24 protein-coding genes are annotated in these 25,938 nt (G+C 65.4%); 13 read left to right on the forward strand and 11 right to left on the reverse strand.

Annotation, left to right across the window (positions count from 1 at the left end):
- The first annotated feature begins 81 nt into the window (after positions 1-81).
- The 10 genes from AQ611_RS08415 to AQ611_RS08460 all read left to right on the forward strand — a co-directional run bounded on the left by AQ611_RS08415 (position 82) and on the right by AQ611_RS08460 (position 9,129).
- Positions 82-483, forward strand: coding sequence for a DnaJ family domain-containing protein (locus AQ611_RS08415; RefSeq protein WP_059513497.1), 402 nt, complete (start codon positions 82-84; stop codon positions 481-483).
- Positions 480-1,100 carry a tRNA adenosine(34) deaminase TadA gene (tadA, locus tag AQ611_RS08420; RefSeq protein WP_374755093.1) on the forward strand — a complete coding sequence of 207 codons (621 nt, stop codon included), beginning with the start codon at positions 480-482 and terminating at the stop codon, positions 1,098-1,100. Before AQ611_RS08415 ends, tadA begins: the two co-directional genes overlap by 4 nt.
- Positions 1,101-1,155: 55 nt before the next feature.
- Positions 1,156-2,097, forward strand: a complete 942-nt coding sequence (ldcA, locus tag AQ611_RS08425; RefSeq protein ID WP_059513493.1) for a muramoyltetrapeptide carboxypeptidase — start codon at positions 1,156-1,158, stop codon at positions 2,095-2,097.
- A 319-nt stretch (positions 2,098-2,416) separates the two neighbouring features.
- Entirely contained in the window at positions 2,417-3,112 is a 696-nt protein-coding gene (locus tag AQ611_RS08430) for a GntR family transcriptional regulator (protein ID WP_069235196.1), read from the forward strand.
- 154 nt (positions 3,113-3,266) lie between these two features.
- Positions 3,267-4,769, forward strand: a complete 1,503-nt coding sequence (locus AQ611_RS08435) for an NCS1 family nucleobase:cation symporter-1 (protein ID WP_069234217.1) — start codon at positions 3,267-3,269, stop codon at positions 4,767-4,769.
- A 10-nt stretch (positions 4,770-4,779) separates the two neighbouring features.
- A complete protein-coding gene (locus tag AQ611_RS08440; protein ID WP_069234218.1) occupies positions 4,780-5,592 on the forward strand; it encodes an aspartate/glutamate racemase family protein in 813 nt (270 codons plus the stop codon).
- Positions 5,593-5,988: 396 nt separating this feature from the next.
- Positions 5,989-6,942 carry an allantoinase PuuE gene (puuE, locus tag AQ611_RS08445; RefSeq protein WP_059513487.1) on the forward strand — a complete coding sequence of 318 codons (954 nt, stop codon included), beginning with the start codon at positions 5,989-5,991 and terminating at the stop codon, positions 6,940-6,942.
- Positions 6,939-7,460 (forward strand): 2-oxo-4-hydroxy-4-carboxy-5-ureidoimidazoline decarboxylase, encoded by a 522-nt coding sequence (gene uraD, locus AQ611_RS08450; RefSeq protein WP_069234219.1) that lies wholly within the window; start codon positions 6,939-6,941, stop codon positions 7,458-7,460. The genes puuE and uraD overlap by 4 nt, the downstream gene beginning before the upstream one ends.
- Positions 7,461-7,606: 146 nt before the next feature.
- The gene (gene alc, locus AQ611_RS08455; RefSeq protein WP_069234220.1) at positions 7,607-8,620 is read left to right on the forward strand and encodes an allantoicase; all 1,014 of its coding nucleotides are present in this window, start codon (positions 7,607-7,609) and stop codon (positions 8,618-8,620) included.
- Entirely contained in the window at positions 8,617-9,129 is a 513-nt protein-coding gene (locus AQ611_RS08460) for an ureidoglycolate lyase (protein ID WP_069234221.1), read from the forward strand. The genes alc and AQ611_RS08460 overlap by 4 nt, the downstream gene beginning before the upstream one ends.
- Before the next feature lie 296 nt (positions 9,130-9,425).
- Here AQ611_RS08460 and AQ611_RS08465 read toward each other — a convergent pair whose 3' ends face one another.
- Together AQ611_RS08465 and uraH are read right to left on the reverse strand one after the other, a co-directional pair.
- Positions 9,426-10,619 carry a urate hydroxylase PuuD gene (locus AQ611_RS08465; protein ID WP_069234222.1) on the reverse strand — a complete coding sequence of 398 codons (1,194 nt, stop codon included), beginning with the start codon at positions 10,617-10,619 and terminating at the stop codon, positions 9,426-9,428.
- Between the two features lie 83 nt (positions 10,620-10,702).
- Positions 10,703-11,059 (reverse strand): hydroxyisourate hydrolase, encoded by a 357-nt coding sequence (gene uraH, locus AQ611_RS08470; RefSeq protein WP_059513478.1) that lies wholly within the window; start codon positions 11,057-11,059, stop codon positions 10,703-10,705.
- Between the two features lie 655 nt (positions 11,060-11,714).
- Between uraH and AQ611_RS08475 the strand changes: the two genes are divergently transcribed.
- Positions 11,715-13,127, forward strand: coding sequence for an 8-oxoguanine deaminase (locus AQ611_RS08475; protein WP_069234223.1), 1,413 nt, complete (start codon positions 11,715-11,717; stop codon positions 13,125-13,127).
- A gap of 336 nt (positions 13,128-13,463) precedes the next feature.
- Here the strand turns inward: AQ611_RS08475 and AQ611_RS08480 are convergent, their stop codons facing one another.
- Together AQ611_RS08480 and AQ611_RS08485 are read right to left on the reverse strand one after the other, a co-directional pair.
- Positions 13,464-14,393: a LysR substrate-binding domain-containing protein gene (locus tag AQ611_RS08480; protein WP_059513472.1), complete on the reverse strand. Its 930-nt coding sequence runs from the start codon at positions 14,391-14,393 to the stop codon at positions 13,464-13,466.
- Positions 14,394-14,501: 108 nt separating this feature from the next.
- Positions 14,502-14,711, reverse strand: coding sequence for a dodecin (locus AQ611_RS08485; protein ID WP_059513575.1), 210 nt, complete (start codon positions 14,709-14,711; stop codon positions 14,502-14,504).
- Between the two features lie 161 nt (positions 14,712-14,872).
- Between AQ611_RS08485 and AQ611_RS08490 the strand changes: the two genes are divergently transcribed.
- Positions 14,873-15,829 carry an NAD(P)-dependent oxidoreductase gene (locus tag AQ611_RS08490; protein WP_374755094.1) on the forward strand — a complete coding sequence of 319 codons (957 nt, stop codon included), beginning with the start codon at positions 14,873-14,875 and terminating at the stop codon, positions 15,827-15,829.
- A gap of 102 nt (positions 15,830-15,931) precedes the next feature.
- Here the strand turns inward: AQ611_RS08490 and AQ611_RS08495 are convergent, their stop codons facing one another.
- From AQ611_RS08495 to AQ611_RS08510, 4 genes are all read right to left on the reverse strand, one after another.
- Entirely contained in the window at positions 15,932-16,375 is a 444-nt protein-coding gene (locus AQ611_RS08495; RefSeq protein WP_173678608.1) for a hypothetical protein, read from the reverse strand.
- Positions 16,376-16,736: 361 nt separating this feature from the next.
- Positions 16,737-17,168 (reverse strand): large conductance mechanosensitive channel protein MscL, encoded by a 432-nt coding sequence (gene mscL / locus AQ611_RS08500; RefSeq protein WP_069234225.1) that lies wholly within the window; start codon positions 17,166-17,168, stop codon positions 16,737-16,739.
- A gap of 173 nt (positions 17,169-17,341) precedes the next feature.
- A complete protein-coding gene (locus AQ611_RS08505) occupies positions 17,342-18,532 on the reverse strand; it encodes a tetratricopeptide repeat protein (protein ID WP_069234226.1) in 1,191 nt (396 codons plus the stop codon).
- 113 nt (positions 18,533-18,645) lie between these two features.
- A complete protein-coding gene (locus AQ611_RS08510; RefSeq protein WP_059513462.1) occupies positions 18,646-19,329 on the reverse strand; it encodes a PspA/IM30 family protein in 684 nt (227 codons plus the stop codon).
- A gap of 601 nt (positions 19,330-19,930) precedes the next feature.
- On the opposite strand from AQ611_RS08510, the gene AQ611_RS08515 reads away from it, so the two are divergent.
- Positions 19,931-22,456 carry a penicillin-binding protein 1A gene (locus AQ611_RS08515; RefSeq protein ID WP_069235197.1) on the forward strand — a complete coding sequence of 842 codons (2,526 nt, stop codon included), beginning with the start codon at positions 19,931-19,933 and terminating at the stop codon, positions 22,454-22,456.
- A 93-nt stretch (positions 22,457-22,549) separates the two neighbouring features.
- Here AQ611_RS08515 and AQ611_RS08520 read toward each other — a convergent pair whose 3' ends face one another.
- The 3 genes from AQ611_RS08520 to argE form a co-directional block, all read right to left on the reverse strand.
- Positions 22,550-23,005 carry a DUF3574 domain-containing protein gene (locus AQ611_RS08520; RefSeq protein ID WP_069234227.1) on the reverse strand — a complete coding sequence of 152 codons (456 nt, stop codon included), beginning with the start codon at positions 23,003-23,005 and terminating at the stop codon, positions 22,550-22,552.
- A gap of 476 nt (positions 23,006-23,481) precedes the next feature.
- Positions 23,482-24,504, reverse strand: a complete 1,023-nt coding sequence (locus AQ611_RS08525) for a threonine/serine dehydratase family protein (protein WP_069234228.1) — start codon at positions 24,502-24,504, stop codon at positions 23,482-23,484.
- Between the two features lie 120 nt (positions 24,505-24,624).
- Positions 24,625-25,842 carry an acetylornithine deacetylase gene (argE, locus tag AQ611_RS08530; protein ID WP_069234229.1) on the reverse strand — a complete coding sequence of 406 codons (1,218 nt, stop codon included), beginning with the start codon at positions 25,840-25,842 and terminating at the stop codon, positions 24,625-24,627.
- Between the last annotated feature and the right edge of the window lie 96 nt (positions 25,843-25,938).

The following is a 25,938-nucleotide window of genomic DNA, read 5'->3' on the forward strand; positions in this document are numbered from 1 at the left end:
ATGTCGAACATTTGCTCGGTCGGGCTGGACCTTGGCGCGGCGCCTGTTAAAATCCGCATGCCGCATTGTTTTGAATCCCTGATGAAACTGCTTGACGCTCTAGTCGAACAACGTATCGCCGCCGCCGCCGCGCGGGGGGCGTTCGACGGCTTGCCGGGATCCGGCCTGCCCATGGAACTGGATGACGATCTGCTCGTGCCGGAAGAGGTGCGTGTCGCGAACCGGATCCTGAAGAACGCGGGCTTTGTGCCGCCCGCGGTCGAGCAATTGCGCGCGCTGCGCAACTTGCAGGACGAACTGCGCGCGGTCAGCGACCGTGCTACGCGGTGCCGGCTGCAGGCGAAAATGCTTGCCCTCGATATGGCACTGGAATCGCTGCGCGGCGGCCCGATGGTCGTGCCGCGCGAATATTGCCGCCGCATCGCCGAGCGTCTGTCCGAGCGCGTGCTGGACGAAGCGCCTAGCGAAGCGGGGCCGATGTGAAATCTGACGGTGCGCCCGCACCCGATATCTTGTCCGCTTTATCCGATTGCACGGCGCGGCCAGCGCCGATGCCGCCGTCGCCGGCTGGCGACGAGCGCGATCGCCGCTACATGCGGCTTGCGCTCGACGCCGCCGCGCAGGCGCGCGCCGCCGGCGAAGTGCCGGTCGGCGCGGTGCTCGTGCGCGGCGACGACGTGATCGCGCGCGGCTTCAATCATCCGATCGGCGGTCACGATCCGTCCGCGCATGCCGAGATGGCTGCGTTGCGCGCGGGCGCGCAGGCGCTGCGCAATTACCGGATGCCGGGCTGCGAACTGTACGTGACGCTCGAGCCGTGTTTGATGTGCGCGGGTGCGATCATGCATGCGCGAATCGCACGCGTCGTTTATGGCGCGCCCGATCCGAAGACGGGGGCGTGCGGCAGCGTCGTCGATGCATTTGCCGATACCCGGCTGAACCATCACACGACGGTCGTAGGGGGCGTGCTTGCCGGCGAGTGCGGCGCGGCGCTCAAATCCTTCTTCGCCGAACGTCGGCACGCGATGCGCGAGGCGCGCCGTGCGCAGGCCGTGTCCGATGCGTGCGGTATGCCCGCTGCGCCGCCGCGCGACGACTGAACCCCGCTGCGCGGCGTGTCTCTAAATCTGTCTGATCCATTCTTTCCGCGATTTCATGACTTCCACGTTCCGCACGCCGCGCACGATCCGCCTGCTTGCCCCATCCGGTTACCCGCATGATCCGGCGGCGATCGGCCGCGCACTCGAACGCCTGAGCGCCGAACAGCACCGCATCGAGAATCTCGACGCGACGCAACGCCGTTATCAGCGTTTCGGCGGCACCGACGGCGAGCGCGCGGGCGATCTGAACCGCCTCGCCGATCCGTCGGCGCCGCTGCCCGATATCGGTCTCGCGGTGCGCGGTGGCTACGGCGCCGTGCGCATCCTGCATGGGCTCGACTATCGCGGCCTCGAGCGCCGGCTGCGCGATCGGCCGGTCGCGCTCGTCGGCCATAGCGACTTCACCGCGATCCAGCTCGCGCTGTATGCGAAAGCGCATATCAAGACGTTTGGCGGCCCGATGCTGTCCGCCGATTTCGGCGCGGAAACGCCGAGCGAATTCACGATGACGAATTTCTGGCGAACGCTTTCGCAGCCGTCGACCACGATCGTGTCGGACGCGCCACAGGTACAGCGTGTGAGCGCGACCGGCACGCTCTGGGGCGGCAATCTTGCCATCCTGGTGTCGCTGATCGGCACGCCTTACATGCCTTCGATCGAAGGCGGAATTCTGTTCATCGAAGACGTCAACGAACAGCCGTTCCGGATCGAACGAATGATCTATCAACTGCATCTGTCCGGCATTCTCGCGCGTCAGCAGGCGCTCGTGCTCGGCCAGTTCACCGGTGCGCGCTCGTTCGAGTACGACAATGGTTACGACATGCAGGCGATGATCGAGCAGGTGAGGGAAGTGGTGGGTATTCCGGTCGTTACGGGGTTACAGTTCGGGCACGTGCCGGATTTGCTGACATTGCCGTTCGGCGCGCATGCGCAACTCGTCGCGAACGAGCATGGTTTCAGGCTGACGATGTCGGACTACCCAAGTCTGGCCGCGTGACGGATGGGAGACGGCAACACGGAAAAAGCGGGCAACCGCTTTTTTTCTATGCCGAAAATGCAACTAACGGTCTTATTTCCGATAATCGACCAATCGGCTATGCATGGTTTCGATGCGGAATTGTCAACAAAAAATCGAGCTGGATGTAGTTGAAAAATCAAGGTAAAGCGCGCGGACGGTCATGAAAAATAGAGAATAAAGGTGCACGTGCACGCTGAAGGGGCAAATGAAATCTCCCAAATTGTGCAAAATTTTCCAATTGGATTGTTGACAATATTTATGTCCAACCTACGATGCTAACCAGAACGAGATGCGAACCATGACGAAGAAGGACGCGGCTCAAGCGAGCGCGAGCCCCGAGTCGATCGCCGAGCGGGTGCGCACGGCGATCCTCGAGCATCGGCTCGCGCCTGGCGCGAAGCTGACCGAAGCGCAGTTGTGCGAAGTATTTGGCGTGAAGCGCGGCACGATTCGGCAGGCGCTCGCGTTGTTGGCCACCGACCGGCTCGTCGATCTCGAGCCGAATCGCGGTGCGTTCGTCGCGAGCCCGACGTTGCAGGACGTGCACGAGGTGTTCGAAATGCGGCGGATCATCGAGCTTGCGGTGATGGAGCGGCTTGCGAGCGGACCCGGCGCGAAGCGTCTGAAAGGCGTCGCGGCGATGATCGACCAGGAGCGCGATGCGTTCGAGCGGCGCGATTTCCCGGCATGGGTCAGGCTCTCCGGTGAGTTCCATACCGCGCTTGCCGCGCTGACGGGCAACACCGTGCTTGCCGATTGCCTGAACGGGCTCGTGGCGCGTTCGACGCTGATGTCGGCGCTCTACGAATCACACGGGCGCAGCCCGTGTTCGTTCGACGATCACACGCAGATTCTCGCCGCGCTCGAGGCGGGCGATGCGAAGCGCGCGACCGAACTGATGGCGCGCCATCTGCAGCATGTCGAATTGAAGATGCTCGATCGACCCGCGTCAGGCGCCGTCGATCTGCGCGAGGTGTTCGGCGGCGCGGGCTGATGCCCGTTCGCACACCGAAGCGCTCACTGAACTGACCGAATGCCGGGCGGGCGTCCAAGCACGGCTGCTCGTCAGCCCGGTGCCGGGCGGTTGCGCCCGGGCCGCGATTTCAACGACAGCCGCGCGGCCCGGCCGCGGCAGGCAAGGAGATGTCATGGTTCAGTTCAGTGTTGCGCAGCAGCGCGTGTCGCCCGGTTCGCATGACGGATCTGACGAGAGCAGCGCCGGCAAAGCGGATGATGGCGCATTGCCCGCCGGCTACAGCAATCGTCTGTACAACGAAGATCTCGCGCCGCTCGCGAACCAGCGTTGGGGTGCTTACAACATCTTCGCGTTCTGGATGTCCGACGTGCACAGCGTCGGCGGTTATGTGTTTGCCGGCAGCCTTTTCGCACTCGGCCTGACGAGTTGGCAGGTGCTCGTTGCGCTGATTGTCGGGATCGGCATCGTCAATCTGCTGTGCAATTTGATCGCGAAGCCGAGCCAGCAACTCGGCGTGCCGTATCCGGTGGCCTGCCGCGCGACGTTCGGCGTGCTCGGAGCGAACGTGCCCGCGGTGATTCGCGGGCTGATCGCGGTCGCATGGTATGGCATCCAAACTTATCTCGCGTCGAGCGCACTCGTGATCGTCGTGCTCAAATTCTTTCCGCAATGGATGCCCTATGCGGATGTACACCGTTACGGTTGGCTCGGCCTGTCGGCGCTCGGCTGGGCTGGCTTCATGCTGCTGTGGGGGCTGCAGGCGGTGGTGTTCTGGAACGGAATGGAGACGATCAAGAAATTCATCGATTTCGCCGGCCCCGCGGTGTATGTCGTGATGTTCGTCCTCGCCGGCTACATGGTGTGGCGCGCGGGCTGGCGCCACATCGGTCTTAACCTCGGCGGCGTCAAGTATCGCGGCGTCGATGCGCTGCCGGTGATGGTGACCGCGATCTCGCTCGTCGTGTCGTATTTTTCCGGGCCCATGCTCAATTTCGGCGATTTCTCCCGCTACTGCGCGAGTTATGCCAGTGTGAAGCGCGGCAACTTCTGGGGGCTGCCTGTCAATTTCATCGCGTTCTCGCTCGTGACCGTGATCACGACGGCCGCGACGCTGCCGGTATTCGGACAACTGATTACCGATCCGGTCGAGACGGTGGGCCGTATCGATCATCCGACGGCGGTGATACTTGGCGCGCTGACCTTTACGATCGCGACGATCGGCATCAATATCGTCGCGAACTTCGTGTCGCCCGCGTTCGATTTCTCGAACGTCGCGCCGCGCCTGATCAGCTGGCGCACGGGGGGGATGCTCGCGGCCGTTGCGTCGGTGTTCATCACGCCGTGGAATCTCTTTAACAATCCGGCCGTGATCCATTACACGCTCGACGTGCTCGGCGGCTTTATCGGCCCGCTGTATGGCGTGCTGATCGCGGATTTCTATCTGGTCAAGCGCGGTGCGCTGCGGCGCGACGATCTATACACGATGTCGGCGCACGGTGCGTACTGGTATCGCAACGGGGTGAACCGGCGCGCGATCGCGGCACTGATTCCCGCTGCCGCGATTGCCGTCGCGTGCGTGGTCGAACCGGTCTTCGCGGGGCTCGCGAATTTTTCATGGTTCGTCGGCGCGACGCTGGCCGGTGCGTTTTATCTGACGCTTGCCAAAAAGACGTAATGGAGTCCTCATGAAAATCAAGCTCATCAATCCGAACACGACACAGCGGATGACCGATGCGATGGGCCGTTGCGCGCGCGACGTCGCCTCGGCGGGCACGACGGTCGTGGCGGTGAGCCCGCCGATGGGGCCGCCCTCGATCGAATGCCATTACGACGAGGCGCTCGCGGTGCCGGGGCTGCTCGCCGAGGTGGAGGCGGGCGAGCGTGACGGTTTCGATGGCTACGTGATCGCGTGTTTCGGCGATCCAGGCCTTTATGCGGCGCGCGAACTCGCACGCGGGCCGGTGATCGGCATCGCGGAGGCGGCAATGCATGCGGCGAGCGTGCTCGCGCCGGGCTTCTCGGTCGTCACGACGCTTGCGCGCACCTGCGCGATCGCATGGCACCTGGCCGAGCGCTACGGTATGAGGCGCTTTTGCCGCAATGTGCGTGCGACCGACGTGGCGGTACTCGATCTCGACAAGCCCGGCTCGGCCGCGCGGCGGGTGATCATCGACGAATGCAGGCGCGCGCTCGACGAGGATGGCGCGGAGGCGATCGTGCTCGGCTGCGCGGGGATGGCGGAGTTCGCGCACGAAATCGAGCACGCGATCGGCGCGCCGGTCGTCGAAGGCGTGACGGCGGCGGTCAAATGGGCGGAAGCGCTGGTTTCGCTCAAGCTCGCGACCGCCAAGCGCGGCGACTATGCGCGCCCGCTCGCGAAACGCTACGACGGCGAGTTCGCGCGCTTCAGCCCTGTTGCCGCCCCCGCCGGCGAGCGCGATGCGTGCGCGGCGAATGCCGGGACGATCTCCGGCGCGGCGGCGCTCGATACGGCGTGATATCCGGCGAGGGCGTGCCCGGCGTGCCGGTTTCGTTGCGCGGCCAGCCCGGGGTGCGAGGCTGGCCGGTGCGCCGGCGTTGAGCCTGGCGGCAGCGTCCGATGCGGCATGCTTGCCGGCGTGGTTGGCCGATCGATCCGCCGACGCAGGCCGATCACGCCGGCCGATATCGTCCCGGCGCAACGCGGTTGCGCTTGCCCAAGCGTTGCGCCGTGCATGCCGTGCGTGCGCACATACACGGGGCGTAACACGCACTATCTGCGTGCCCGTATGGGCGCTGGCGGGGGTTTTCGCTACACTGGGCCATCCGTCGCGCCGGCCGCGCCGCGGCGGTTTCGAGCTTTCGCGCGGCCGGCGCCGAGTCATCGGCGGCGCACTTTTTCGCATCGTCCAATCATGGCATTCGATCCCAACTATCCACGCGATCTGATCGGCTACGGCCGATATCCGGTGCAGGCAAACTGGCCGGGCCGCGCGCGCGTCGCGGTGCAGTTCGTCCTCAATTACGAGGAAGGCGGCGAAAACTGCGTGCTGCATGGCGACCCGGCTTCCGAGCAATTTCTGTCGGAAATTGTCGGCGCGGCTGCGTATCCGGCACGGCACATGAGCATGGAGTCGATCTACGAATATGGCTCGCGCGCGGGCGTGTGGCGCATCCTGCGAGAATTCGACAAGCGCGGCTTGCCGCTCACCGTGTTCGGCGTCGGCATGGCGCTCGAGCGGCACCCGGATGTCGCGCGCGCGTTCGTCGAACTCGGCCACGAGATCGCGTGCCACGGATGGCGCTGGATTCATTACCAGGACATGACGCCGGAGCGCGAGGCCGAGCATATGCGGCTCGGGATGGCGGCAATCGAGCGCGTCACGGGCGTGCGGCCGCTCGGCTGGTATACGGGGCGCGATAGTCCGAATACGCGCCGTCTCGTGGCCGAGCACGGCGGCTTTCTGTACGACTCCGATTACTACGGCGACGATCTGCCGTTCTGGCTGGACGTCGAGGTGTCGAGCGGCGAGACCGTGCCGCAACTCATCGTGCCGTATACGCTCGACGCGAACGACATGCGGTTCGCGACGCCGCAAGGATTCAACACCGCCGATCATTTTTTTCACTATCTGCGCGATGCGTTCGACGTGTTGTACGACGAAGGCGACGAAGCGCCGAAGATGATGTCGATCGGCATGCATTGCCGGCTGCTCGGCCGCCCCGGGCGCTTTCGCGCGCTGCAGCGGTTCCTTGATCACATCGAGCAGCACGATCGCGTGTGGGTGACGCGCCGCATCGATATCGCGCGGCACTGGCGCGAGCATCATCCGTATCAACCGGCACAGCCTGGGAGCGTTGCCCGATGACCGCCACGCACTACACGCTCGGGCAATTGAATGCGATGCCGCACGACGCGTTCGTCGCCGCGCTGTCCGGCATCTTCGAGCATTCGCCGTGGGTCGCGGTTGCCGTAGCGCACGCGCGGCCGTTCGACAGCGTCGATGCGCTGCATCGGGCGATGACGCAGGCAGTCGACGCGGCAGGCGAGGCCCGGCAACTGGCGCTGATTCGTGCGCACCCGGAACTGGCCGGCAAGGCGGCGGTGAGCGGCGAGCTGACGGCCGAGTCGACGCGCGAGCAGAGCGGCGCGGGGCTCGATCGTTGCACGCAACAGGAGTTCGACACGTTGCAACGTCTGAACCGCGAATATCGCGAGAAGTTCGGCTTTCCGTTCATTCTCGCGGTGCGCGGCTACGATCGGCGCGGCATCATCGAGAATTTCTCGTCGCGCGTCGCGCATTCGCGCGATCGGGAGTTGCGCGAGAGCCTCGCGCAGATTTACCGGATCGCACGCTTCAGGCTCGACGATCTGATCGACGGCTGAATACGGCGGCTCGAGCGATGCGGGCTCGGGCTGAACGAGGTCCGCGCACGATGGTGTCGCGCGCGCCTGCCCGCGCATCGCGCGGCCGTTATAGGCCGCATGCGCCGGCCTTTTTCATTTTCATCTCATCACGATAAGGACATACGATGGCTGTTGCGCTTTCCGACCCGAATGCACCCGAGTTTACGCGGCGCTACGTGAATCTCGCCGATCCCCGGCTCGGTGCGCAGACGCTCGAGGCGAGCGACGAATTCTTCGCGCCGAAAGAACGCATGCTGGAGCCGCAGCCGGCTGTCTTCATTCCGGGCAAGTATGACGATCACGGCAAATGGATGGACGGCTGGGAGACGCGCCGCAAGCGCACGACAGGCTACGACTGGTGCATCGTGAAGCTCGCGCGCGGCGGCGTCATCCACGGTTTTGACATCGATACGAGCCATTTCACCGGTAATTTTCCGCCGGCCGCGTCGATCGACGCGGCCTACGTCGCCGACGGCGCGCCGAACGAATCGACTCAATGGGTCGAGATCGTGCCGTCCACGACGCTGCAAGGCAACAGCCATCACTACGTCGAAGTGTGCGATGCGCGCGCCTATACGCATCTGCGCGTGAATATCTATCCGGACGGCGGTATTGCACGGCTGCGCGTATATGGCCGGCCGCAGCTCGACTGGACAGGCGCGGGCAAGACCGATCTGTTCGATCTCGCGGCAATGGAGAACGGCGGCTGTGTCGTCGCAGCGAATAATCAGCATTTCGGCGCGGCGTCGAACATGCTGTTGCCGGGGCGCGGCGTGAACATGGGCGATGGCTGGGAAACGCGTCGCCGCCGCGAGCCGGGCAACGATTGGGCGATCGTCGCGCTCGCGCGGCCGGGCGTGATTCGCAAGATCGAAGTCGATACCGCGCATTTCAAGGGCAATTATCCGGACCGATGCTCGATCCAGGCGGCCTACGTGACGGGCGGCACCGACAGCTCGCTCGTCACGCAATCGATGTTCTGGCCTGTGCTGCTCGGCGAGCAGAAGCTGCAGATGGACCATCAGCACATCTTCGACACGCAGCTTGCCGCGCTCGGGCCGATCACGCACGTGCGCTTGAACATCATTCCCGACGGCGGCGTATCGCGCCTGCGCATCTGGGGCGTGCTCGATCAATGAAGACGTTGACGATTGAGCCGTTGACCCGCGCCGCGTTCGCACCGTTCGGCGACGTGATCGAAACGGACGGTACGAAGCATTTTCCGATCAACGGCGGCACGACGACCCGCTTTCACGATCTCGCGCGCGTCGATGTCGGCGATGGCGGCGGTCGGCCGCTCGTGAATCTGTTTCGCGGGCAACCGCGCGCATTGCCGTTCGCGGTGACGATGCTCGAGCGGCATCCGCTTGGCAGCCAGGCTTTCCTGCCGCTGAGCGACAAACCCTATCTCGTGGTCGTCGCGCCTGCGGGCGATCTCGATCCGGCGAAGATCCGCGCATTCGTCACGCGCGGCTGGCAAGGCGTCAATTATGCGAAAGGCGTTTGGCATCATCCGCTGATCGCGCTTGGCGGGCTCAGCGATTTCATCGTCGTCGATCGCGGCGGCGACGGGGTGAACCTGGACGAACGCGACTTGCCCGAACCGCTGTGGCTCACCGACGACGCGCTGCCCGTGCTAACGGCCTGAGTCCACACGCGATAACAGCGAAAACATCGGCCTGCGCACACCCGCGCCATTCATATGTGGCGCGAGTGCCGCGCGGGTGTTTTGCGTGCGCGCCGATGTGGCGCGGCGGCAAAAGGCGGCGGCATTGTGCCGCCGCGTTTCATGCGCGGATCGCCTCCGCCGTTCCGGCAATGCGCGCGGCTCGCACGGGCCTGCGGTGCATGGCGGGGCTCACGGCAAACCGGCGATAGGCAGGCTCGCGCAAGCCTGCCTATCGCCGGTTTGCCGCGCGGCAGCCGTTCGCCGCGCGCCGGTGCCTACTTCGCCGCGCCGCTCTCGAACCACGCGGCGATCTGCGTGCGCTCGCCGTCCGTCATGTGCGTGACGTTGCCGATAGGCATCGCCTTCAACTGCACCGCTTGCTGATAAATACGCGGCGCGTTGCGTGCGATTTCGTCGGGCGTGTCGAACATCACGCCGGCGGGTGCGCTGCCCATCAGCGTCGGCTTGGCCGAGTGGCACGCGACGCAGCGCTGTTGCAGGATCGGCGCGATATCCTTCACCGCGAGCTTCGGCGCATCGGCGGCCTGCGCGGCGGGCGCGATCGGCCTGGGCAGCGTTGTGACAAGCGCGACCAGCATCAGCGCGACGCCGCCGAGCGGCAAATACCAGAGCTGCCGGCCGCGATGGCGCATCACGAAGAATTGCCGGATCAGCGCGCCCGCGAACATGATGACGACAAGCACGATCCAGTTGTACCGGTTCGTATAAGTCATCGCATAGTGATTCGACAGCATCGCGAACACGACAGGCAGCGTGAAATATGTGTTGTGTACCGAGCGCTGCTTGCCGCGCTTGCCGTAAATCGGGTCCGGCGTCTCGCCCTTCAGCAGCTTGTCGACCATCTTGCGCTGGCCGGGAATGATCACGAAGAACACGTTCGCCGTCATGATCGTCGCGAGCATCGCGCCGACGATCAAATACGCGGCGCGGCCCGAGAACACGTGGCACGCGAGATAGGCGGCGGCGATCACATACAGGCCGACGAACACGCCGAGCAGCACGTCGCGGCCGCCGAGCAGGCGGCACGCGCCATCGTAGACGATCCAGCCCGCGAGCAGAAAGCCGAGAGCCGACGATACGGCGACGACCGGCCCCATGTCGAGCACGTTCTTGTCGATCAGATATGTATTCGGCGCGAGCAGATACAGCACAAGAAAGAGCGCAAAACCGGACATCCAGGTCGTATACGACGGCCACTTCGACCAGTGCAGGTCTTCCGGCATTTCGGGCGGCGCGACGAGATACTTCTGCATGTTGTAGAACCCGCCGCCGTGCACGTGCCATAGCTCGCCGAACACGCCGCGCGCCTGCAGACGCGCGTCTTTCGGTGGCTTCAGGCTGTTGTCGAGCGCGACGAAATAGAACGATTCGCCGATCCACGCGATCGCGACGACGACGTGCAACCAGCGGATCGCGAGATTCAGCCAATCGGTGACGAAACCTTCCATGAAACTCCTCCAGACTCGATCGTTGTATCCGGCCGTTGTATTTGCGTTGCCCTAGAGCGGATGCCGGCACGCTTGATTGCCGCTCAACTGCCGCGATAGGTGCTGTACGACCACGGCGATACCAGCAGCGGCACGTGATAGTGCGCACCCGGATCGGCAACGCCGAAGCGCAGCACGACAACGTCGACGAAACGCGGCTCGGCGAGCGCGACGCCGAGTGCGGCGAAGTAGTCGCCCGCATGGAAGACGAGTTCGTAGGTGCCGGCCGTGAGCGCGTCGCCTTCGACGAGCGGCGCATCGCAACGGCCGTCGCTATTGGTGAGCGCCGTCGCGACGAGGCGGCGGGCGCCGTTGGCGTCCAGTGCGTGGAGTTCGATCTTGATCGCGGCGCCGGGGCGGCCGTGCGCGGTGTCGAGTACGTGGGTCGTGAGCTTTCCCATTCGCAAGGTCCTGGTTTGTTTGCGAGGATCGGCGGCGGCTCGATCCGATGAGGTTTGCGGCGGATCGAGGCTCCACGTCAGTGGCTACATACCCGTCGGCGGATCGGTGCGAGCGCCGTGCCGCCATTTTAAAAAGGTTCCGACCGGTTCACGCGACCGATAGCAAAGATAAGGTGCGCCGCATGTCGCGCACGGCAGGGCGTTCGCGGTTGCGCTTGATGTCGCGTCGATCCGGCGCTCGGCGCGGATGTCAAAGGCGAAGGTAGCCGAACATATTGACGCTGTGAAGCACGGTATGCGTGGGGCCGGCTTGCGTGATGCGGCGCACTGCGCAATGCTCGGGGGCGCGAGACCTGACGCAGTGCACGGCTGGCGGCTACGTCCCGTCGGCGCATCGTCAAGCTGGCGAGCATCCGGGGATGAGGCAACGGCACGTGGTCGGATACATTCCGTGCAATCGTGCGGACATGCAGGACAGTCCGCCGAGTGGCCTCGGGGCGACGTGCGTGAATGTGGGCATAACCGGGCCGCTGGCGCGTCGCCTCGAAGACGGCCGACGTGCCGGGGCTCCGACCGATGTGCGCATGCGGTGCACGCAACCCGTCTTGCCGGTCGAAACCATGCAGCAACGCAACCATACGGAGGCCGAACGATGATGGAACCACAGGAAAGCATATCCGCCAGTGCATCTGGCCGGGCGCAGCATCGTGCGAAAACGCTGCTCGTCAAGCACGCCGATATGCTTGTGACGATGGACGGCGCGCGCCGCGAATTGCGCGATGCGGGGCTTTACGCCGAGGACAACCGTATCGTCGCGGTCGGGCCGAGCGATACGCTGCCTCAACACGCCGACGAGGTGCTCGACTTGCGCGGCCATCTCGTATTGCCTGGGTTCATCAATACCCACCACCATATGTATCAGAGTCTGACGCGGGCGGTTCCGGCCGCGCAGAATGCCGAGCTGTTCGGCTGGCTCACGAATCTGTATCGGATCTGGGAGAACCTGACCCCGGAAATGATCGAGGTATCGACATTGACCGCGATGGCCGAGCTGCTGCTGTCCGGCTGTACGACGTCGAGCGATCATTTGTACATCTATCCAAACGGCTGCCGGCTCGACGACAGTATCGAAGCCGCGCAGCGCATCGGCATGCGCTTTCACGCGACCCGCGGTGCAATGAGCGTCGGTCAGAAAGACGGCGGGCTGCCGCCCGATTCGCTCGTCGAGCGCGAGGCCGATATCCTGCGCGATGCGCAGCGGCTCATCGAAACCTATCACGACAGCCGCCGGTACGCGATGTTGCGCATCGGCGTTGCGCCATGCTCGCCGTTCTCCGTGAGCCGCGAGTTGATGCGCGATGCTGCGGCCCTCGCGCGCCACTACGGCGTCTCGCTGCATACCCACCTCGCGGAGAACGACAACGACGTCGCATACAGCCTGCAGAAATTCGGGATGACGCCCGCCGAGTATGCGGAGGATGTCGGCTGGATCGGCCGCGACGTCTGGCATGCGCACTGCGTCAAGCTCGATGCGCACGGCGTCGCGCTTTTCGCGCGTACCGGCACCGGCGTCGCGCACTGTCCATGCTCGAACATGCGGCTCGCGTCGGGCATCGCGCCCGTGCGCCGGATGCGCGACGCGGGCGTGCCGGTCGGACTCGGTGTCGACGGCAGCGCGTCGAACGACGGCGCACAGATGATCGCCGAGGCGAGGCAGGCGCTGCTGTTGCAGCGCGTTGGTTTCGGTCCCGACGCGTTGACGGCGCGCGATGCGATCGAAATCGCGACGCTCGGCGGCGCGCAGGTGCTGAACCGCGATGACATCGGCGCACTCGCACCGGGGATGGCCGCGGATTTCATCGCTTTCGATCTGCGCACGCCGCAGTTCGCGGGCTCGCTTTCCGATCCGGTGGCCGCGCTGGTGTTCTGCGCGCCGCCGCAAGTGGCTTACAACGTCGTCAACGGGCGGGTGATCGTGCGCGAAGGGCGGTTGACCACGGTCGAGCTTGCGCCGATCGTCGCGCGCCACAATGCGCTTGCGCAGGCGCTTTACGAGCTTGCGCCGTGAACTCGACGGCAATGCGGAAAACGCAAACCCGCTTGCGTATCGGCGAGCGGCCGGTTGTTGCCGGGAAGCACGAAGCAGCGGCTCGGACCGATGCGCGGCGGGCAGAGGAGCGTCTTCCGAAGCCGGCGTGGATTCCGGCACGCTTGTTCGACGCAAGGCCTTCGAAAAGCGTGCGGCCGGCCAGCTCGTGAGGTGTCGAATGCGTGCGTTGACTTTCACGTACCGCTTCAAGTCGGGATAACGAAAAACACGGGCGAGCACGCGCAGACGCGCGAAAACGCCGAGGGTGCCGCCGCCGTATTCGTCCGTCGCGCTCAGGTGTCGCGCATGCGCGCATCACGTATCGATCAACGCGCGGGTCGCCTCGGCTACGAGAGCGCGCAGCCAGCGCACTTCGTCGGAATAGTGCCCGCGTTCGTGCCAGAGCTGGTAATACTGCATCGGCGGAAAATCAAGCGGCGCGGGCACGACTGACAGCGGCAGGAATTTTGCGTAGTGGTCCGCAAAAAGCCGTGTCGTCGTGAAGATCAGATCCGACTTGACGAGCACGTAAGGCGCGAGATTGAAGTACGGCAGCGTGACGACGACATGGCGCTTGAGCCGCTCGCGCGCGAGATGCACGTCGATTGCGCCGCGCTGGCCGACCGAATAGGGCGTCGGCGCGAGATGCGGCGCGTTCAGATATTGATCGAGCGTCAGGCCGCCGCGTTTCGCGAACGGGTGAGTATTGCTCATCAGACAGACGATTTCGTCGACGAACAGGTTCGACAGATGCAATTGTTCGGGCGGCTCCGGCCAGTTGCCGATGACGACGTCGAGCTTGCCGTCCTCGAGCGCCAGCTCGTAGTCGAACGCCGGCCCGAGCGAATGGAATTCGAGCGTGGCGTTCGGCGCGGCCAGCCGGAAGCGTTCGATCACGGTCGGCACGAACAGCACGTTCAGGTAATCGGGGCAGCCGATCCGGTAGCAGCGGATCGACGTGGCAGGGTCGAAGTTGTGCTGTTGGAACTTGATCCGCTCGATCTCGCGCAGCGCGTTTTGCACGGGCTCGAGCAGGCGCAGCCCGTATTCGGTCGGCACCATGCCGGATTTGCCCCGCACGAGCAGCGGATCGCCGGTGATGTCGCGCAGGCGGCGCAGCGCGGCGCTGATCGCCGGCTGCGACTGATTCAGCTTGACGGCCGCGCGCGTCACGCTGCGCTCCATCAACAGGGTATGCAGGACGCGCAATAGATACGTGTCGATCGCCTCGCGTTGCTGGCTCATGCTTTCTCCGTTTTATATGTCCGGGCTGATCGAGTGCAGTGGGGATCATATGGTTTTTAATATGGACATAATCGAGCGTCAAGAGCGCGGCGACGCGGCGCGCGTCGATCAATCGTCGATACGCAGCCCGACTTTGAGCGTGACTTGCCAGTGGGCGACCTGGTCGCCTTCGATATGCCCGCGCATATCGGTCACCTCGAACCAATGCAGGTTGCGCACGGTTTTCGCGGCTTTCGAGATCGCGTTACGAATTGCGTCGTCGCTTGATTCGCGCGACGAGCCGGTGAGTTCGATCAGCTTGTAGACGTGGTCGTTCATGATGGGCTCCAGGAAAAGCGACGTCGTTTCGTCGTTCGGCCGGCGTGGCGGTTTGCCCGCGCCTTCTTGAGTGATAGGTATGATGGGCGGCAACTTCAATCGGGATTCGGGCGAATGGCAAGGGGGAAGACGTGGACGTCGGATTTTGTGGGCCGGGATTGATGGGCGCGCCGATGATTCGGCATTTGCTGGCGGCGGGACATCGCGTGCACGTGTGGAACCGCACGCGCGAGAAGGCCGATGCGCTCGCGGCGCACGGTGCGCATGTCGTCGATACGCCGGGCGAGCTGGCCGCGCGCGCCGAAACGGTCATGCTGTGCGTGCTCGATGCGCAGGCGGTGGGCGATGTCGTGTTCGGCGCGTCGGGAGTGCTGTCGGGCGGGCAGGCGGGTGGATCATCGCCGGCGGCATCGGCATCGGCATCGGCATCGGCATCGGCGGCATCGGCGGCATCGGCGGCATCGGCGGCATCGGCGGCGGCCGGGCGCCGGGTGACGCGCATCGTCGATCATTCGAGCATTGCGCCCGCGATGACGCGCGCATATGCGGCGCGCGCGGCGGCGCTCGGCGTGGCGTGGGTCGATGCGCCGGTGTCGGGCGGCGTGCCGGGCGCGCAGTCGGGCACGCTTGCGGTGATGGCGGGCGGCCCGCCGGCGGATGTCGATGCGGCACGCGAGCTGATTGACGCGTATGCGTCGCGCGTCACGCACATGGGCGACACGGGCGCCGGGCAGACAGCGAAACTGTGCAATCAGGCAATCGTGACGGCCACGGTGACGGCGATTGCCGAGGCAGTGGGGCTCGCGCAAGCGAGCGGCATCGATGCGGCGCGGCTTGCCGACGCGCTCGCGGGCGGCTGGGCGGATTCGGTGCTGCTGCAAACCTTCGTGCCGCGCATGGCGCAGCCGGATCGCAGCCGCGCGCCGCTCGGGGCGCTGAAAACGTTTCAGAAGGATGTCGATGCGATCGCTGACGCGGCGCGTGATACCGGCGCAGTGATGCCGGTTGCGTCGACCGTGCAGCAAATACTGCGGCTTGGTGCGGCGATGGGGCTGGCGAACGCCGATTTCGCGGCGTTCATCGATATCGTGCGTCCGCAGGCGCAACGGCTTGCATGAGTGCGGGCGCACATGGCGGGAAAAAGCCGGGGCAGCGGGTTCATGCGGCCGGCTCGATAAAGCGGCGCGCCGTTTGAAACGGGCTGCCGCCCATGGCGGCGCTTATAGCGAGCGTGGCGTGGTGTCGCCGGCATTCGGTTGCCCGATGCCGTTGCGCAGCCCCGCTTTGACGCCCGCGCCGAATTCGGGGAGGATGCGCGCGCGGGCGCGGCTCGCGAACACCAGGAAGCCGAAGCCGTTCGCTTCGTACCAATAGCCGCCGTTCTCGAGCCCTTCGATCGGCTGTTCGAGCGCATTGGCGATCGATTCGATGCAGCGCTTGCGCAATTCGGCGATCGCCGGATATGGCGGCTGCGCGCCACGCACGCTGCAAAGCAGGACATCGAGGCCGGGCAGCACGTGCGCGTAGAGCACCGGTTCGTCTTGAGCGCGAGCCCGGGCGATCTTGGTGTCGAGCTGGGCGAACGGCTTGGCATGGCGCAGCACCGCGAGGAACGATTCCTGGCCGTCCGGTTGCGCGCGTCGGCGTTTCTTCGGGAAGGACATAAACACTCGCTTCAAGAACATTTGCAAGAAATGCAGCATCCTCATGCGACCCACTCCCGGCTATGCGCGCCGCATGTCGATCTTTTATAGCATACGAAAATGCCGGCTTCACGAAGTTCGCCGACGCCGTTCTCGCGTATCGATCGAACCGGGTGGCAGCCTATGATCGTCCAAACCGGCGCTTTGCACCTGCACTGTCATCGAATCTCCATGATAGCCCTATGGCGCCGCGCGTGTGTCCGGACTTCGTAAAAAATGGTGCGGATGGAAATGGGCGGCGCATATCTCATAAAAACACCGCGCGCAAAAAAAAAGCCCGCGCGAGGCGGGCTTGCGGCAGCAGGCGAGCGCCCGTGCGGCTTCAGCGCTGCTTGAGCGCGTCGCGGATTTCGCGCAGCAGCACCACGTCCTCGGGCGTCTCGGCCGGCGCGGCTTGTTCCGGCTTGCGCAGCTTGTTGATGAACTTGACCATCAGGAAAATGATGAACGCGAGAATGATGAAATTGATCACCGCGGTAATGAACGAGCCGTAGCCGAACGTGGCCACGCCTGCCGCCTGCAGATCCTTGAACGATTCGGGATTGCCCTTGAACGACGCCGGAATCTGGCCGAGCAGGACGAATTTGTTCGAGAAATCCAGGCCGCCCGTCACTGCGCCGATGATCGGCATGATGAGATCTTTTACCACCGAGTCGACGATTTTCGAAAACGCTCCGCCGATGATCACGCCGACGGCGAGATCCATCACGTTGCCCTTGACGGCAAATTCCTTGAATTCCTGAATGATGCTCATTGGCGGCTTGCTCCTGTCGAAATGAAATAAAAGCGGCAGTTCGTTACCGCGAAAGTGGGCGTCATCATAACGAACCCGATCCCTTATCGATAGTTCATCTTAAAAAGATTGACAAACTTGCGGCCCCAAAAAAACGGGCCGTTTCCGGCCCATTGTATCGGTCAAACGGTATATCAGCCGTTATTGTTCCAATCGCCGCCGCCGTCGCCGCCGAAATCGACGCCGCCGCCGTCGCTGCCACCGCTGTCCCAGCTTGCGCCTTGGCCCAGATCGAAGCCGGGGTCGGGCGGGGCGGCGCGGCGGCGGGCTTCGTCGTCGACGATCACGTCGCGCTCGATCACGCGCTCGCGCCCGCCCGACATCGCCTCGCCGAACAGCACGCCGGTCAGCAGGCCGCCCATGCCGCCGCCGAAGCCGCCGCCTTGCTGGATCACGACGGGCGGCTGCTGTTGCGGCGGATACGGCGAGTAGGGCGGCTGGCCCTGCGTGCCTCTTATCCGGTCGGCCTCCTGCGCGAAAACCGATCCTGAGCCGCCCGCGGGCGCGGCAGCCGCGCTCGGGTCGGGCCGGCCCTCGACGCGTGCTTTCACGCTCGCGAATTGCCGTTCGAGTTCGTCGAGCCGGTAGGGCGGCACCGGATTCTTGTCGTTCGACAATGTTTCGACGAGTTCGCGCAGTTGGCTTTCGAGCGTGTCGATCTCGCCGTTGAGCGCCGCCGCGGTGGGGGCCGTCGATAGTCGCGCGTCGAGTTTGAGCGGGCGCACGTCGTTGAGAAGCTCGGTCGCGCGTTTCAATTGTGCGCGGCGCTCGTCGTCCGAGCGCTTGTCGTCGCTCGAGCGCGCGCGGCGCAGTGTCCAGCGCAGGACGAACGCGATCGCGCCGATCACGAGCGCGATGCCGACCCACATTCCGGTCGACGGCTCGCGATGCGCGGGCGCGGCGGGAGCCAACTGCGGCGCGCCCGGTTGCGCGGCCTGCGTCGTGCCGCCGAACACGCTGCCCGATGTCGCCGCCCGTTCGCCGAGCGTGGCGGCGCGATGGGCGTCGGCGCGCACGCGCGCTTCGGTTTGCGCGAAGCGCGACGCATCGGTGAAGCGCAACTGTGGATCGAGCGATTTCGCACGCTCGATCTGCGCGAGCGCTTCGGCCGCGCGTCCTTCGCGGTCCAGCACCTGGGCGTACAGATAACGCGCGCGCGCGTTATCCGGATAGGCGTCGATGACTTGCGAGAGCTGCGCGTCGGCTTGTTGCCAGTTGCCTTGCGCAATCGATTGCTGGATTTGCGATAGCGACGGTACCGCTGCGTAAGCGGCGGCCGATGCGAGGATCAACGACACACCGACTGCTGCGAGAAGCTTTTTCATGGTCGGTTCGGGCGCTTGAGCCCGTCTCCTTACGGGTACCGCACGCGGCGGCGGTGCGTTGGCACGCGGGGCCGCCGCGTCGCGGAGCCGGCTGGCGGCATGCCGCCGTTGCGTTACTGCTGGGCCGGCGTGTTCAGTTGCTTTTTCAGCGCTTCGAGGCGGTCCTCGACGGACGGGCCCTTGTTCAACGCGGCGAGCTTGTCGTCGAGCGCGCGGCCGCTGTTCGAGTCGGCCGAATTCAGGCGTGCGTCGGAGCGCGCGTTCGACAAGGCGACCTTGTCCTCGAGCTTGCGGAAATCCTCGGACAGATTCTTGCCGCCGATCCCGCCGAGTGCCGTCGCCGCGACGTCCTTCGCCTGCGCGATTTCCTGTTTGGCTTGCAGGATGTTCGAGCGCGCGTTCAGATCGTTGCGGCGCGTGCGCATGTCGGCGATCTGTGCCTTCAGCTTGTCGACGGACGGCTCGAGCACTTCGAGTTCGCGCGCGAGCGCGTCGCGCTCGGCTTCGGCGTTGGCCTGCGCGGCCAGCGCTTCGCGCGCGAGGCTTTCGTCGCCCGACTGCAGCGCGCGCTTCGCGCCGTCCTCATACTTTTTCGCGCGCTCGCTTGCGGCGTCGCGCTTGCTGCGTTGCATGGCGACTTGCGCTTCGATCTCGATCAGCGAGTTTTCCGCGCGGCCGATGCTGTCGTCGAGCTCCCGCACGATTTGCCGCGCGTCGCGCGACGGATCCTGTACCGAGTCCGCCGCATCGTTGAGCAGACCTTTGATCGTGCGCGAAATAGAGTCGAAAAGCGACATGAATTCCTCCGTAGATAAATGACGATGCGCGTGCGCGCATCGCGTGCGGTGCATTGCCGCGCCGAGCGGCCGATGTCGGCGGATATTACACCACCGGATCGCTTAACCCCGCCTTAAATACAGCGGCTCGCGAGCGGCGCGCACCGTTTCGCCGCGGCCCGGCGACCACCCGGCATGCGGGCGAACGGCGGCGGTTTCCAGACCCCGCCGTCTCATTTTGGCGGATGCGTCTTTCAGAATGAAAGCGTGCCGGCCGGGGGCGCCAGCGTCTTTTATCATAAGCGCGTTCGCGGCGAGCGGTCGGTGGGGTGTGCAACGGAACCTTAGATTTTTTACAAAAAATCGCGAAGTCCGCGCGTCGATTTCATTAAAATGCGCTGTCATATGCGTCGACCGGCGGCGTCGACCGGCGGCTGCGCCGGCGGGATCGGCCGGCGGCGGCGACGCCGTCGCGCCGCGCGGCCGGCCGTCTGCTCGACGCTCGTCGAGGCGGCCCGGCGTGATACTCTTTCGCGACGCTACGTCTTGCCGATTCTCCGCACGCGCTTTGCGTGCGTTCGCCGCGCGCTGCCGAGCGCCGCCGCGAGCAGCCATTCCCGACATGCCGATTATCAAACGACCGCCTTCCTCCCGTGCCACGAACGAGCATCATTATTCGCTACGACGTTCGCCCGCCGGCGCCTACTACCCCGACGATGACGACGATGACGACCGCCGCGCTTCCCGCCGCACGAGCCGCGACGGCGGCGCGCGCACGTTCGGCTCGCGCGTCGCGCTGTGGTTCGTCGGGCTGATCGCGACGCTCGCCGTCGTGGGCGCGCTGCTCGCCGGCTATGCGCTCGTCGTGATGGGGCCGCAGCTGCCTTCGCTCGATGCGTTGACCAACTATCAGCCGAAGGTGCCGCTGCGCGTCTACAGTGCCGATCACGTCCTGCTCGGCGAGTTCGGCGAGGAGCGCCGCAGTCTCGTGCGCTTTGCGGACATTCCCGACGTGATGAAAAAGGCGGTGCTCGCGATCGAGGACTATCGCTTCTACGAGCACGGCGGCGTCGATTTTCTCGGCATCCTGCGCGCGGGCGTTGCCGATCTGATGCACGGCGGCGCGCGGCAGGGCGCGAGTACGATCACGATGCAGGTCGCGCGCAATTTCTTCCTGTCGAGCGAAAAGACGTACACGCGCAAGATCTATGAAATGCTGCTCGCGTACAAAATCGAAAAGGCGCTGACCAAGGATCAGATTCTCGAGCTGTACATGAACCAGATCTATCTGGGGCAGCGTGCGTATGGCTTTGCTGCCGCCGCGCGCGTTTATTTCGGCAAGGATCTGAAGGACATCACGCTCGCCGAGGCGGCGATGCTCGCGGGGCTGCCGAAAGCGCCTTCCGCGTACAATCCGGTCGTCAATCCGAAGCGCGCGAAGGTGCGGCAGGAATATATCCTCAAGCGGATGCGCGAACTCGGCTACATCACCCAGCCGCAGTACGACGAAGCGGTGAAGGAAGAGATCCATACGCGCACGCCGGGCAACCAATACGCGGTGCATGGCGAGTATGTCGCCGAGATGGTGCGGCAGATGATGTATGCGCAGTACAAGGACGAGACCTACACGCGAGGCCTCACGGTGACGACGACGATCAACGCCGCCGATCAGGAGGCGGCGTATCAGGCGGTGCGCCGCGGGATCATGGATTACGAGCGCCGCCACGGTTATCGCGGCCCGGAAGGCTTCATCGCGCTGCCGAGCGCGGGCGACGCGCGCGACGAGGCAATCGACGACGCGCTCGCCGACCATCCGGACAACGGTGATCTGCAATCGGCGGTCGTGCTGGGTGCGTCTTCCGCCGCTGTCGAGGTGCAGTTCGTCGGCGGCGCGACCACCACGATCGGCGGCGCCGGGCTGCGTTTCGTCGCCGGCGCGCTCGGCGCGCGCGCATCGGACGCGATACGCATCAAGCCGGGCTCGATCGTGCGCGTGATGCGGGATGCGAAGGGCGCGTGGCAGATCGTGCAGTTGCCGCAAGTGGAGGGCGCGCTCGTCGCGCTCGCGCCGCAGGACGGCGCGATTCGCTCGCTCGTCGGCGGCTTCGATTTCAACAAGAGCAAGTTCAACCACGTGACGCAGGCGTGGCGGCAGCCGGGCTCGAGCTTCAAGCCGTTCGTCTATTCGGCGTCGCTCGACAAGGGGCTTGGACCCGCGACGATCATCAACGACGCGCCGCTGTACTTCCCACCAAGCGTGCCGGGCGGCCAGCCGTGGGAGCCGAAGGACGATGACCAGCCCGACGGCCCGATGTCGATGCGCACGGCGCTGCAGCGCTCGAAGAACCTCGTGTCGATCCGCATTCTCGCGTCGATCGGCACGTCGTATGCGCAGCAATACATCACGCAGCGCTTCGGCTTCGATCCCGCGAAGACGCCGCCGTACCTGCCGATGGCGCTCGGCGCGGGCCTCGTCACGCCGCTGCAGCTCGCGAGCGGCTATGCGGTGTTCGCGAACGGCGGCTACAAGGTCGATCCCTATCTGATCGCCGAAGTGGACGATGCGCGCGGGCAGGCGCTGCAAAAAGCGCAACCGGTGACCGCGGGCGGCACGGCGCCGCGCACGATCGACGCACGCAACGCGTATGTGATGAACAGCCTGCTGCACACGGTCGCGACGGCGGGCACGGGCGCGGGCACCAATGTGCTCGGCCGCGCGGATCTGCAAGGCAAGACCGGGACGACGAACGACGCGAAGGACGGCTGGTTCGCAGGCTATCAGGCGTCGCTCGTCGCGGTCGCATGGATGGGCTTCGATCAGCCGAGAAGCCTGGGCAGCCGCGAATTCGGCGCGCAACTCGCGTTGCCGATCTGGGTGAACTACATGCGCCGGGCGCTCGCCGGCGTGCCCGAGCAGCAGATGCCGATGCCGGACGGGCTGACGACGATCGACGGCGAGCTGTATTACGCCGATCGCACGCCGGGCGCGGGCTTCATCGCGAGCGTCGACTTCAATCCGGCCGCGAGCCCGACAGTGAACGCGAACGACGCGCTGGGCTCGGCCGGCGCTGCCGGCCTCACGCCGCCGCCGGTCACGCCCGAGGAGAAGCGGCAGATCATCGACATGTTCGAGAGCAACAAGCCGTGACCGGCGTACGGATGCCGCGCGCGACGACGGGGACGGCGTGAGCGCCGTTCGGCTGAGCCGGGCCGTCGTGGCCGATGCCGGCGAGTTGATGAGTCAGAACGACGCGCACAAGCGCGTGAGCAGCAGTCCGACCGATTGTTGGTGAAACTGCTCGCTGTACGCGCGCCGGATTTCCGCGAGGCTGTCGAGCGTCGCGCGCGTGTCCGGGGCGACGATCCGGATCACGAAGCTTGATTCGCGTTCGACCTGGTTCGTCGCGCGGTCGCGCCATTGGCCGCGCGTGTCCCATGTGGTCAGGCCGTCGGGGAAGCGCGGCGTGACGACGTCGGCGATGAAGCGCTCACGTTGCGCATCGGTGACGGAGCCGTGCCCGGCGATGTCGCGGCCGAACAGCAGGTCCGCCTGCAATTGCCGGATGCCGCCGGCCTGCGCGCAGAGCGCGTCGCCGTTGCTCGCCGGCGCGCGTTCCACGTTGGATTGCGCGGTGGCGCATCCGGACAGCAACGCGAGGGTGAGGCTGAACGTGACGGCAATCGATGTCGAACGCATGGCGTCCTCGTGGATGAAATGGGAAGCGGCGCAGGCTTGGGCGTACCGGCGGCCGTGCTATCTGCTCACTCTGCCGGAACGCGCTTGCCAGCCCGGCGGGCGCGAACGGAAAACGCCTTGCGCTCAAGGGCTTGGCGGCTTGTCCGGGCGGTTATCAACAAGCCTGTCAACAAAAATTGGGGAAAAGCGTATTGCTGGCGGCACGCGCGGCCGGCAATACGCCGCGCTGCGGCGCATTGCACCTTGGCGGGCGATCCGAATCGCATCAAGCATTTAGCGATGCTGCCCAAAACTTGTCAACAGATCTTTCAACAGAAACTGGGGATAACTGGCCGGTATGCGCTCAGCCCGCGCCGGCGCGGGCCGCATTAGGCAGCACGGGCGCAAAGTATCGCGCGATCAATGCGTTAGCGCGTTTGTCCGGTGCTTATCAACAAGCTTTTCGACATGAACTGGGGATAGCTTGACGGCCGGCGTCACGTGCGCGGCGTCGGCTGCTGCTCCAGATGAGTGCCGAGCGTGGCGGCGTCGATGTTGGTGCCGGACAGCAACACGCCGACCCGCTTGCCTTGCAGCGCCTCGCGCAGCGGCCCGAGCAGCGCGGCCGTCGCCGCGGCGCCGGCCGGCTCGACGGCCGATTTCAGGTGCGCGAACAGATAGCGCATTGCGTTGCGCAGCGCGTCGTCCGATACGGTGACGATTCGGTCGACATGACGGCGGCACAGCTCGTAGCTGTACTCCTCGGTGTGCGGTGCCATCAGCGAATCGGCGATCGTGCGCATCGCGCCCATTTCGACCGGATGATTTGCCGCGAAGCTTCGGCTCATCGCATCCGCGCCTTCGGGTTCGACGCCATACACATGGACATGCGGATTCGCGAGCCGCAGCGCGGTCGACACGCCCGCGGCCAGCCCGCCGCCGCCGATCGGCACGATCACCGCGTCGAGATCGGGCGTCTGCGTCGCCCATTCGTAGCCGAGCGTCGCGGTGCCGAGCACCGTGTGATAGCCGTTGAACGGATGGACGAAGAAACGGCCTTCGTCGGCCTCGATACGGCGGACGGTCTCGAACGCATCGGCGGGGCTCGACGCCATCACGATTTCCGCGCGGTATTGGCGGCACAGCGCGACGCGTGCCGGGTTCGCGCTATTGAACATCACGACCTTCGCGCTGGTGCCGAGCCGCATCGCCGCGTAAGCGACGGCCGCCGCGTGATTGCCGGCCGACACGCACGTCACGCCGACGCTTTTTCTCTCCGCGCCGAGTGCGAGCAGATTCGTGAACGCACCGCGCGCCTTGAAGCTGCCGCTCGCTTGCAGCAATTCGAGCTTGAAGTTCACGTGGGTGCCTTCGAGCGTCGGCAGGTCGGCGCGCTCGAAAACCGGCGTGCGCGTGACCCACGGTGTGAGCGCGAAATGCTGCGCGGCGATTTCGTCGAGCGTCGGGACGGGCTCGCCGTTGATCGTCAGGTGCTCGGCGCGGTGCGTGGAGGTCGACATGGGCTTGCGAGGATCGAGAAGGGCGAAAGAAGCGAAGCGGGCGGCAACGGCGACGGAGGCGAAAGAGCGGCGGCGATCGTCCGTGCGGCCGCGGCTCGCGCGCGGCGGCCGCACGCCGCATCATGCGAGCGTGAGTCCGTGCACGAGCTTGCGCAGGAAGCGCTCGCACGATGCGAGTTGATCGAGTTCGACGTATTCGTTCGGCTTGTGCGCCTGCTCGATATAGCCTGGCCCGCAGACGACGCTCGGAATGCCCGCACGCTGGAACAGGCCGGCCTCGGTGCCGTAGGCAACCTTGCGTTTTTCCTGGTCGGCGGTGAGCGAGCGCACGAGCTGCGTGATCGCTTCCTGTTCGGCGGCGTCGAGGCCGGGCGCAGCGGCCACCTTCGAGAACTCGATCGCCGCGTTCGGATGCTCGCGGCGCATCAGCGGCAGCAGCGTATCGCGCGCGTAAGCGTCGATGCGCGCGAAGATCGCATCGGGATCGAGCGTCGGCAGATTGCGGAATTCGAACGAAAACTCGCATTCGGCAGGCACCGTGTTGACCGCGTTGCCGCCTTTGATGAGGCTCGTCTGCGCGGTCGAAAACGGCACGTCGTACAGCGCGTCGAACGGGCCTTGCGCGCGGAACTCGTCGGCAATGTCGCGGATGCGGCAGATGAGGCGCGCCGCGTATTCGATCGCGTTCAGCCCCTTGGGCGTCAGCGACGAATGCGCGGCGTGCCCGCGCACGCAGCAGCGGTAGACGTTGACGCCCTTGTGCGCGATCACGGGGCGCATGCCGGTCGGCTCGCCGACGATGCAGCCGGCAGGCGCGATGCCGCGCGATTTCAGATCGGCGAGCATCAGCGGCGCGCCGGCGCAGCCGATCTCCTCGTCGTATGACAGCGCGAAATGGATCGGCTGCGCGAGCTTCGCGGCGCGCATCTCGGGCAGCAGCGCGAGCGCCGCGCCGATGAAGCCCTTCATATCGCAGGTGCCGCGCCCGTACAGCTTGCCGTCGCGCACTTCGGGCCGGAACGGATCGCTGTCCCACTGCTGGCCGTCGACGGGCACGACATCGGTGTGGCCGGACAGCACGATTCCGCCATGGGTCGAGCCGTCGTGCGCGGGCAGCGTCGCGAACAGATTCGCCCAGCCGTCGCGGGCGTCGTGGGTGAGCGTCGACGTGACGCCGGCATCGGCGAGCGCGTCGCGGACCATTTCGATGAGGCCGAGATTCGGCACGCGGCTTGTCGTGTCGATCGACACGAGCCTTCGGGTCCAATCCAGGCTGATCGGCTCGGCGCGCGACGGGGAAGCGGCAGCGGACGGTGCCGTTGCGTCGACGAAAGACATGGCGGAACTCCGGCGGGGGAATGCAAAGATCATATCCAAAAACGCCCCCGCACGCTGTGGCGCGGCGCATTGCGATGCAGCAGCGTGCCGGTGTTC

Origin of the sequence: Burkholderia singularis (assembly GCF_001718875.1) — a bacterium.
Classification (GTDB): domain Bacteria; phylum Pseudomonadota; class Gammaproteobacteria; order Burkholderiales; family Burkholderiaceae; genus Burkholderia; species Burkholderia singularis.